Source organism: Curtobacterium sp. MCBA15_013 (genome assembly GCF_001865095.1).
GTDB lineage: Bacteria > Actinomycetota > Actinomycetes > Actinomycetales > Microbacteriaceae > Curtobacterium.
This window is the reverse complement of record NZ_MJGQ01000001.1, coordinates 123673-133470: the sequence shown is the minus strand read 5'-3', so window position 1 is coordinate 133470 and position 9798 is coordinate 123673. Positions and strand designations below refer to the sequence as shown.

The 9798-nt window shown below is 75.4% G+C and carries 10 protein-coding genes; 3 read left to right on the top strand and 7 right to left on the bottom strand.

The window, feature by feature from the left end; translation table 11 throughout:
• Nucleotides 1-87: 87 nt before the first annotated feature.
• The 6 genes from BIV01_RS00630 to BIV01_RS00605 are packed head-to-tail and all read right to left on the bottom strand — an operon-like array spanning nt 88 to nt 6228.
• Nucleotides 88-1569 (bottom strand): PfkB family carbohydrate kinase, encoded by a 1482-nt coding sequence (locus BIV01_RS00630; RefSeq protein ID WP_083403175.1) that lies wholly within the window; start codon nt 1567-1569, stop codon nt 88-90.
• On the bottom strand, nt 1566-2189 hold the full coding sequence (locus BIV01_RS00625) for a D-sedoheptulose-7-phosphate isomerase (RefSeq protein ID WP_071294657.1): 624 nt from the start codon (nt 2187-2189) through the stop codon (nt 1566-1568). Before BIV01_RS00625 ends, BIV01_RS00630 begins: the two co-directional genes overlap by 4 nt.
• A complete protein-coding gene (locus BIV01_RS00620; RefSeq protein ID WP_083403176.1) occupies nt 2186-3550 on the bottom strand; it encodes a glycosyltransferase in 1365 nt (454 codons plus the stop codon). The genes BIV01_RS00625 and BIV01_RS00620 overlap by 4 nt, the downstream gene beginning before the upstream one ends.
• Nucleotides 3547-4548: a glycosyltransferase gene (locus BIV01_RS00615; RefSeq protein WP_071294658.1), complete on the bottom strand. Its 1002-nt coding sequence runs from the start codon at nt 4546-4548 to the stop codon at nt 3547-3549. The genes BIV01_RS00620 and BIV01_RS00615 overlap by 4 nt, the downstream gene beginning before the upstream one ends.
• Nucleotides 4549-4600: 52 nt before the next feature.
• Nucleotides 4601-5680, bottom strand: a complete 1080-nt coding sequence (locus BIV01_RS00610) for a glycosyltransferase family 9 protein (protein WP_071294659.1) — start codon at nt 5678-5680, stop codon at nt 4601-4603.
• Nucleotides 5677-6228 (bottom strand): HAD-IIIA family hydrolase, encoded by a 552-nt coding sequence (locus BIV01_RS00605; protein ID WP_071294660.1) that lies wholly within the window; start codon nt 6226-6228, stop codon nt 5677-5679. Before BIV01_RS00605 ends, BIV01_RS00610 begins: the two co-directional genes overlap by 4 nt.
• 100 nt (nt 6229-6328) lie before the next feature.
• On the opposite strand from BIV01_RS00605, the gene BIV01_RS00600 reads away from it, so the two are divergent.
• From BIV01_RS00600 to BIV01_RS00590, 3 genes are all read left to right on the top strand, one after another.
• On the top strand, nt 6329-7312 hold the full coding sequence (locus tag BIV01_RS00600; protein WP_071294661.1) for a glycosyltransferase family 9 protein: 984 nt from the start codon (nt 6329-6331) through the stop codon (nt 7310-7312).
• A gap of 50 nt (nt 7313-7362) precedes the next feature.
• Nucleotides 7363-7719, top strand: coding sequence for a PRC-barrel domain-containing protein (locus BIV01_RS00595; RefSeq protein ID WP_070418952.1), 357 nt, complete (start codon nt 7363-7365; stop codon nt 7717-7719).
• 117 nt (nt 7720-7836) lie between these two features.
• Nucleotides 7837-8856, top strand: coding sequence for an SGNH/GDSL hydrolase family protein (locus BIV01_RS00590; RefSeq protein ID WP_071294662.1), 1020 nt, complete (start codon nt 7837-7839; stop codon nt 8854-8856).
• On the opposite strand, the gene BIV01_RS00585 is transcribed toward BIV01_RS00590, so the two are convergent.
• Nucleotides 8808-9716, bottom strand: coding sequence for a universal stress protein (locus BIV01_RS00585; protein WP_071294663.1), 909 nt, complete (start codon nt 9714-9716; stop codon nt 8808-8810). The two genes, BIV01_RS00590 and BIV01_RS00585, sit on opposite strands and share 49 nt — an antisense overlap.
• Between the last annotated feature and the right edge of the window lie 82 nt (nt 9717-9798).

Genomic DNA, 9798 nt, shown 5'->3' with positions numbered 1-9798 from the left:
GCCGCCGGTGACGAGGACGCGGCCGATGGGGGTGGTGGGGACGGGCATGGACTTCCTTCCGTGGTGGGGGTGGTGGGGCGTGCCGGCTCAGCCGACGTGTTCGAGGGCCGCCGCGAGTCGCGTGGTCGACCGGCCGGGGTGGAACGGGACTGTCACGACGCGGCCGCCCCACTCGGCGAGGGTGTGCGACTCCGGGAGCTCGGCCGCGGTGTAGTCGCCGCCCTTCGCCCAGACGTCCGGACGGAAGCGGCGCAGGGCCTCGTCGGGCGTGTGCTCGTCGAAGACCACGACGGCGTCGACACAGTCCAGCGCGAGGAGCAGCTCGACGCGGTCGTCCTGGCCCATGATCGGCCGGTCGGGGCCCTTGAGCGCCCGGACCGAGTCGTCGGAGTTCAGGCAGACGACCAGGCAGTCCCCGAGTGCCCGGGCTGCCGAGAGCGTGCGGGCGTGCCCGGCGTGCAGGAGGTCGAAGCAGCCACCCGTGGCGACCACGGTCCCGCCCGCGTTCCGCACGTCGTGCACGAGGCGCATCGCGTCGCGGTCGGCGCCGGGGACGCGCACGGGGGCCGGACCCTCCTGGGCGAAGAGCGCCGTGACGCCGCCCGCGGCGAGGTACTCGGACGCGGCGGTGACCCCGGCGGTGACGGCCTCGGCGACGTCGGCTCCCGAGGCGAGGGCGACGGCCACACCGGCGGCGAGACGGTCGCCCGCACCGCAGGGGTCGCCTGCGGTGACGGAGGGTGCCGGGACGAAGCGGTTGCCGTCCCTGCTGCTCGCGACGAGCGCGCCGCGGTCGCCGAGCGTCACGGCGACGGCGTCGACGCGCCACGTGGCGACCAGGTGGGCCGCTGCCGCGGTGGCGAAGGTGACGTCCGCGCTGCCGGCGCTGCCCGCGCCGGCGTGGGGCGCCACGACCGCGTCGGCGGTGAACCGGCGCGCCTCGGTGGAGTTCGGGGTCACGACCGCGACCCCGGCGACCGGGGCGGCGCCCTTCGGGTGCGGGTCCCAGACGACGGGGGTGCTCCGGGCCGCGCGGGCGAGGGCCTCCCGCATGGTCGGGGCGGCGGCGACCCCGCGGCCGTAGTCGGCGACCACGACGGCGTCGACCCCGTCGAGGGCGGTGGTCATCGCGTCGGTGACGTCCGGGACGGGCGGGGTGCCGCACCCCTCGTCGATCCGCACGAGCGCGTGGTCGACGACGCGCACGCGGGTCTTCACGGGCGTGGGCGCTCCGGACGGGCCCGCGACGACGGTGACGTCCGGGAGCAGGCTGCGGATCTCCGGTCCCCTGGAGTCGTCGGAGAGCACGGTGACGAGGGTCACGTCGTGGCCGTCGCGCGCGAGCATCGTCGCCACGAGGCCGGCGCCGCCTGCACGGCGGTCGTCGGTGCGGACGTCGACGACGGGCACGGGCGCGTCCGGGCTGAGGCGCTCGCTCGTGCCGGAGACGTCGACGTCGAGCAGGGTGTCCCCGACGACGGCGATGCGGAGCCGCGGCGCGGTCGCGGACCCGTGCGGCTCGGTGGGGTTCCCGTGCGGCCCGGTGGGGTTGCCGTGCGGCCCGGTCATCGCCGTGCCCCGCGGCGGAGCGCCGGTTCCATCGCCCGGCACAGCGCGTGCACGAGGACGAGCTGCGCCTCCTGCACGTTCGCGGAGGGCCCGTCGATGCAGATCGCGTCGTCGACCGCCTCGGCGAGCGGGTTCGGCCGCGGCCCGGTCATCGCGATCGTCCGGGCCCCGACGGCGCGGGCGGCCTCGGCGGCGCGGAGCAGGTTCGGGCTCCGGCCGCTCGTGCTCAGCAGGACGAGGACGTCGCCGGCCCGTGCGTGCGCCGAGACCTGTCGGGCGAAGACCTCGTCGAAGCCGTAGTCGTTCCCGATGGCCGTCACGGCGGAGGACTCGGCGTGCAGGGAGATCGCCGAGTACGCCGGGCGGTCCCCGTCGAAGCGACCGGTCAGCTCGGACGTGAGGTGCTGCGCCTCGGCCGCCGACCCGCCGTTCCCCGCGGCGAGCAACCGACGGCCGGCGACGAGCCGCGCGGCGATGTCGTCCGCCCATGCACCGATGTGGTCGCCGTGGTCGACGAGCGACGCGACCACGGGGACCGAGGCCGCCACGTGGTCGAGCACGATCCGCGCACTGGCGCTCGTGCGCTCGTCGACGGTCCCCGTGCGTTGGTCGATGGTCATCGTGCCGTCCTCTCGGTGGACTGGGTGGAGCGGGCGGCCCGTCCGGCCCGTGGACCGCGGGGCTCGGTGTCGATCGGGGCGAGGGCGTCGGGGGCGAGGGCGTCGGGGACCGGGGCGGCGACCGACCGGCTGCCGGCGAGCAGCCGCCCGTAGACCCGCTCGCTGTCCGCCGCGACCTTCTGCCACGTGTAGCGCGACTCGGCACGCTCGCGGCCGGCCCGTCCGTACTGCGCCCGTCGGTCGGGGTCGTCGAGCAGACCGCCGACGGCCGCGGCGACGGCGTGCTCGTCGCGCGGGGGCACGTGCAGCCCGGTGGCGTCCTCGACGACGGTGTCGATCAGTCCCCCGACGCTCGACGCGACGACCGGGCGTCCGCACGCCATCGCCTCGAGCGGGACGATCCCGAACGGCTCGTACCAGGGCGCGCAGACGACGACGTCCGCGCTGCGGTAGACCGCCGGCATGTCGTGCTGTCCGAGCTGGCCCCGGAAGGTGACGTGGTCGCGGACACCGAGGGACCGCGCGAGCGCGTCGAGGCGCTGGTACTCCGGGTCGTCCGGGAGGTCGGCGCCGGCGACCCCGGCACCGCCGACGACGACGAGTTCGACGTCGCGGCCCTCGTGCACGAGCGCGGCGAGTGCGGCGATGGTGGTCCCGACGCCCTTGCGCCGGACGAGCCGCGACGCCGTGAGGATCCGGGCGGCACGGCCGCGCTCCTCCACGGGGAGACCGGCGCCCTCGGGTCGGAACAGCGACACGTCGACGCCGCAGGGCACCACGGAGATGCGGTGCAGCGGGACACCGAGCGCCTTCAGCTCGAACGCCTCGTCCGAGCACGTCGCCACGACCTGGTCGGCGCTGCGGCCCACCGCGGGCTCGAGCCACTCGCGCTCGGCCGGGCTCGTGTCGGCAGCGCCCTGGTGTCGGCGCTTCACGACCCCGAGCGCGTGGAAGGTCTGGACGACCGGGATGCGGACGCCGCCGGTGCGCGCCTGGACCTGGGCGACGGCTTCGAGGGCCGCGTGCCCGGACATCCAGAAGTGCGCGTGCACGACGTCGGGCCGGTCGACGAACCACTCCGCGGCGAGCACCGACGCGAAGGTCCCCATGTACGGGAAGAGGTCGTCCTTCGGGACCGCCCGCGCGGGCCCGGCATCGACGTGCACGACCTCGACGCCCGGGCGGAGCAGGACGCGCACGGGCTGGTCGGCGTCGTCGCGTCGCGTGTACACCGTCACCCGGTGCCCGCGGTCCGCGAGCGCGCCCGACAGTTCGGCGACGTGCACGTTCTGCCCGCCGGCGTCGACCCCGCCGAGGACCGCGAGCGGACTCGCGTGCTCGGACACCATCGCGATCCTCATCGCGCACTCCCTTCCAGCGCGGCGGAGGCCGTGCGGTTCCGCGTCACGGCGCGCGTCACGGCGTCGTCGAGCAGGTCGTCCCAGTCCGCGGTGAAGCGGCCGAGTGCATGCCGCGCGAGCACAGCCTCGCGGGCGACGGCGCCCCGTCGGCGCGCTTCGTCCGGGTCCTCGAGCAGGGTCCTGGAGGCGCGGACCAGCTGCTCGACGTCCGTCGCGATCGCGCCCGCCTCGGCCGGGACCGTGCGGGCCGCGTCCGTCGTCGCCAGGACCAGGACCGGCATCGCCAGGTGCATCGCCTCGATGAGCGACAGGCCGAGGGACGTCCACCGGTTCGGGTGCACGTACGCCCGGCGCTCGGCGAGGGCGGCGTGCATCGGGTCGGCGGGCACGTCGCCGCGGGCGACCACACGGTCGCCGAAGCCGAGTTCGGGCAGGCGCTCGGTGCCCATGCCCCAGACGTCGACCGGTGCGACCGCGGCGAAGCGGGGGAGCAGGTCGGTCCCGACGACGCGGCCGCGGCGCACGGGTTCGTTGATGACGACGCCGAGTCGGTCGAGCGTGCCGGTGTACCGGGGCCCGGGGTCGACGACGCCGTGCTCGACGACCGTGGTCCGCGTCGTCCCGCAGTCCCACATGAGCGCGTTCCAGTGCGTGACGTGGGCGATGGTGACGTCGTCGCGGTCCCGCAGCGGGTGGCGGCTGTTCGGCACGTCCACACGGGGCGCGTTGTGCTCGACGAACACCATCGGGACCTCGCGCCCGCCGAGCAGCCGGCGCGCCTCGTCGAGTTCCTCGGGCCGCTGCAGCACCACGACGTCGACCTCGGCGTCGGCGACGTCGGCCGGGTCGATCTCGACGACGGAGGCCGGCCAGGCGCGGTCGGCACGGCCGAGCCCCCAGGCGTCCCGGGCGGGCGTGGTCGGGACGAGGTACTCGTGCTGGCCGCGGACGAAGGCGTCCATCCAGCCGCCGTGCACGTGCCACACGAGGATCCGCATGCGGGGCCTTCCGGTCGGGACGAGGAGAAGAGGAGGAGGAGCAGTGCGGAAGCTACGCAGCACCTTCTGGCGTGCTCCGCAGACTTCTCCGGACCATCCGGGAAGCGCGGTCGAGTAGCCTCCGGTGCGCTTGGAGGACGTCCTCGATGCGCACGGAGGACAGGCACGGGTGCCCCGGCACCGGGCACGCTCGGGCTCGGCTGAGGCGACACGGAGCCCCCTGGTCGCCGAGCAGTTCGACGAACGGTGCGTCCGGCGCCCACTTGACCGCCGGGACCACCGGCGAGAACAGGCTGACGATCGGCACGCCCACCGCTGCGGCGAGGTGCGCCGGCCCCGTGTTGCCCACGACGACGACCTCGGCACCGGCCAGGACCGCCGCGAGCTCGGCCGGCGTGGTGCGTCCGCCGAGGTCGATCGCGGTGTCGCCGGCGACCCGCGCCGTCAGGGCGCGCTCGCCCGGCGAGCCCGTGACGACGACGGCGGTGCCCTCCGCCGCGTACGCGGCGACGAGGGCCCGGTGACGGTCCTCCGGCCAGGCGCGGGCCGGGACGCTCGCGCCTGGGTGCACGACCACGTACCGGTCCAGCCCGGCCACCTCGGCAGGCGGGGCGACGTCGAGACGCACGCCGAGCCTCCTGGACGCACCCGACGGCAGTCGGAACCCGGCGGCCTCGACGATGCGGAGGGCGCGCTCGGGTTCCGGGACGTCCTCGGGGAGGTCCTCGCCGGGTCGGAGCCGCACGTCGAGCAGTGAACCGGGGTGGTCGACGCTCGCGCCGGAGACGCGACGGACGCCCGCGAGGCGGAGCAGCAGCGCGACCGGCAGCGGCGACTGGTGGAACGAGGTGAGGACCACGGCCTCGTCCGGCGCCTCCTCGGCGACCAGGGCGCGGAAGTCGGCGAGCAGTGCGTCGTCGATCGGGCGGGCGGTCTCGGTGACCCACGGCGCCGCCCAGACCCGGACCCGGTCCACGCCGGGCAGCAGGTCCGCGGCGGGCGCACCCTGCGGCCCGCACAGCATCGTCACGTGGGACGCGCCGGCGGCCACGGCCCGGACGGCGGGCCCGGCGACGAGGACGTCGCCGAACGAGTCGAGCCGGACGACGAGGACCCGGGGTCCGGTCCTCACGACCGCACCGCCCGCACGTGGTCGAGGACGAGCGCCACGGCGTCCTCGATCGTCGCCGCGACCGTCGGCGCGGCGTCGACCTCCTCCTGCCGGGTGCGCGGCGTCGGGACCAGGACGGCCTGGGCGCCCGCGGCCAGAGCGGCGCCGACGTCCGCGCCGATGTCGCCGACGACCACGAGCTCGGACGGGTCGAGGCCGAGACGTCCGGCCGCGTCGAGGACCATCCCGGGCCGCGGCTTCCGGCACGCGCAGTCGTCGTCGGCGTCGTGCGGGCAGACGCACCACACGTCGAAGGGTCCGACGAGTTCGTCCACCCGGGCGTTCGTGGCGTCGACCTGCTCGCGCGTCGCCATCCCCTTCGCGATCACCGACTGGTTCGTGACGACCCCGAGCGCCAGACCGGCTGCGCGGGCACGTGCCACTGCTCGACGCGCGCCGGGGACGGGCACCACCCGGTGCGGGTCGGCGTTGTACGGGACGTCGATGACGAGCGTGTCGTCCCGGTCGAAGAGGAGACCGCGCACGGTGCGGTCCGGAGCGAGGGCCATGCTCCTGACGTACCGACCGCGGGCCGGTGACGGGTTCAGGAACAGCCGCGGAACGCGTTCCCGGACGGGCGGGCGGCGGCGTCCGTCTAGCGTCGGCGCGGTGACCGCCGTCGACACCCTGCCCCCGTCCGACGGGCGCCCCGAGCTGCTCGTGCTCCGCGCCATCAAGCTCGGCGACCTGCTCGTCGCCGTGCCCGCACTGCACGCGCTGCGCCGCGCCTTCCCGGACCACCGGATCTCGCTCGCGACGACGGCCTGGCTGGCGCCCGTCGTGGAGCTCGTGCCCGACGTGGACGTGCACCTCGCCCAGCACGGTCTGGACCACCCGATCGGCGCACCCGCGGGCGCGGTCGACGTGGCCGTGAACCTGCACGGCGCCGGGCCGGAGTCGTCCGACCTCGTCGCCGCGCTCGGTGCCCGTCGGGTGATCGGCCACGCCGACCCCACGAACGGCTTCGACGGACCGGAGTGGCCCGACGCGGTGCACGAGCGCGACCGCTGGGCCGAGCTGCTCCGGTGGCACGGGATCGAGGCCGACCCCGACGACGTCGCGATCGCCCGTCCCGACGCGCCGCCGGTCGCCGAGGGTGCCGCGGTCGTGCACGTCGGCGCGTTCCACGGTGCGCGGCACTGGCCGACGGACCGCTTCGCCGCCGTGGTGCGCGGACTGCGCGAGCGCGGCCTCGACGTGGTGCTGACGGGAGGCGCGGACGACGTCGAGCGCGCCGCCGCCGTCGCGCAGGCGGCCGGGCTGGCGCCGGGGGCGGTCCTGGCCGGCGTGCTCGCACTGCTGGACTTCGCGGGCGTGATCGCGGCCGCACGGCTCGTCGTGACGGTCGACACCGGTGCCGCGCACCTCGCGTCCGCCTACGGCGTCCCGTCGGTGGTCGTCTTCGGTCCGGCGCCGCCGGAGGCCTGGGGGCCGCCGGCCTCCGGTCCGCACGTCGTCCTCACCGACGCCTCGGTGCGGCGCGGCGACGTCTTCGCCGAGGACCCGGACCCCGCGCTGCTCGCCATCGGGCCCGACGACGTGCTCGCCGCGGTGGACTCGCTCGGCGTGACCGACCCGTCCGCGGCCCGGTAGCGTCGACGGCGAGCGACCCGGACGCGCCGGGTGCTCGCGAGGAGGCGCACGTGTTCGAAGCCGCGAACATCCGGGACTGGATCGGCCTGCCGGTCGTCGACGAGGCGGACGACAAGGTCGGGACGCTCGAGAGCATCTACTACGACACCGCGACGTCCGAGCCCGCCTTCGGCGCGGTGACCACGGGGATGGTCGGCTTCCAGAAGCTCCTGTTCGTGCCCCTGACCGGAGCCCTCGTCGCGCCGAAGCACCTGCGTGTCGCGTACCCGAAGAAGACCATCAAGGCCGCGCCGACGATCGCGACCGACGGCGAGCTCGACGCGTCGCTCGAACCGGAGGTCTACCAGCACTACGGGCTCGAGTACCGCACCGGCAGCGGGGGAGAGCGGCGCCTGGGTCGTCGCTGACCGCGGCGCCCGGTCCGTCGCTGACCGCGGCAGCCGGGTCGACCGGTTAGCCTGGTCCGTCCGACCCGTCCCTGGAGGCCGAACCTGCTCCGCTCCGTCCGCTCGACGCTGCTCGCCGTGGTGGCGGCCTTCGTCGTGCTCGCCGGATCGGTCGCGGGTGGTGGTGCGGCGTCGGCTGCACCGATGTGGCCGGTCCCGCAGCCCTACCCGGTGACCGGTGTGCCGGCGGAGACGCTCGCGGACATCCCGCCGGGCAGCGAGTACGTCGCGCTCGGCGACTCGTACTCCGCCGGGTACGGGCTGTCCGACCCGACGCACCTGCCGACGAGTGCGTGCGGGCAGTCCGCCCAGGACTACCCGCACCGCATCGCCGCGCGCTTCGGGCTCGCCCTCACCGACGTCACGTGCGGCGGCGCCACGAGCGACGACGTCACGAGCGGCTTCCAGTTCAAGGGCGTGCCCCCGCAGATCCGGTCGCTGTCCGAACGCACCCGCCTGGTGACGCTGACGATCGGCGGGAACGACGCCGACCTCTTCGGCACGGCGGCGTCCTGCCTCGCGCTCTCGGCGAAGGGCCCGGTGTTCTCCGGACGCGACGCACCGTCCTGCCGGAGCACGCTCGTGACCGACGGCGAGGACCTGCTCGGCACGAAGATCGAGTCCCGCGTCGCCCTCGGCATCGCCGACACCCTCGCCACGGTCAAGGAAGCCGCGCCGAACGCGACGATCCTCTTCCTCGGGTACCCGGCGATCTTCCCGGACGCCGACCACACGCCGAAGGGCGGCTGCTTCCGGTCCGCCCTCGACCTCGGGACGCTCGCGGGATCGTTCCCGACGAACTCGTACCCGTTCACGAACACCGACGTGCGGTACCTGCACGGCGTGCAGGAGGCGCTGAACGACGTCTCGGCGTCGGCGGCACGAGCAGCCGGGGTCCGGTTCGTCGACGTGTTCTCGTCCACCCAGGCGCACTCGGCGTGCGCGACGAAGAAGCCCTACGTGTCGGGCGTCTCGCTCGACGGCACCGGCGACCTGCGGCGGATCGACCTCGAGCCGGGAGCCCTGCACCCGAACACGCGGGGCGTCGCCTACCTCACGAAGCGCGTGGCGGCCGCCGCGCGCGACCTCGCCGGCTGACCGGTCGCGGCGGGGACCTCCGCGCTGCCGACGTCGTGTGCGCCGTGCGCCGCCCGGGGGACCACGCACACCGGCGACGCCGTCTCCCGCAGGACGTCGTGCAGCACCGACCCCGAGAGCGCCGTCACGTGCCCGAGGCCGAGCACGACGAGCGAGGCACGGCGGGTGTGCGCGGCGATCGCGTGCCCCGGGTGCCCCTCGACGAGCAGCGGGTGGAACCGGACGCCGGGGTACCGAGCGGTCAGGTCCGTCGTGACCCGCTGCAGCAGCTCGGCGTTCCGGGTGCGCCACCGCATCGGGTCCTCGGCGAAGTCCGTGAGGCCCGTGCGGGTCAGCACCGGCATCTCCCAGGCACGCAGGAGCGTCACGCGACGGTGGAGTCGGCGCGCCTCGTCGACGGCGATCGCGAGGGCGCGTTCGTCGATCGGCTCCTCGACCGCGAGGACGACGTCGCCGTCGATCGGGTGCGGTCCCTCCGGCACGACGACCGTCGGCACCGCTGCACGTTCGGCGACCCGGGCCGGGTCCCCACCCGCCGTCGAACCGCGCCGGCCGCGGAAGGTCCCGACGACGAGCAGGTCGCCACCGTCCGACTCCTCGACGAGTGCCGCGGCGAAGGGCCCGGCGTGCCGACGCACCTCGACCCGGACGTCGGGCATCGCCGTGCGGGCAGCGTCCGCCAGGGCGTCGGCCACGCGCTTGCCGTCCGGTCCGGTGCGCCCTTCGATCGCCGGGTCCACGCCGATGACCCGGATGCGTTCGATGCCCGTGCCGACCCGGGACGTGACCCAGTGCAGGGCTTCCTCGTGCGGCTTCGCCGCGTCGGCGGCCAGTGTGACCGTCGTCCACCGTTCGTCCATCCCGATCGACCTCCTCGTCCGGGGTCCTCCGGGGGCGTCGCCATGGCGCTCCTTGCGCTGCAAACTACTCCCGTTGCCCGCT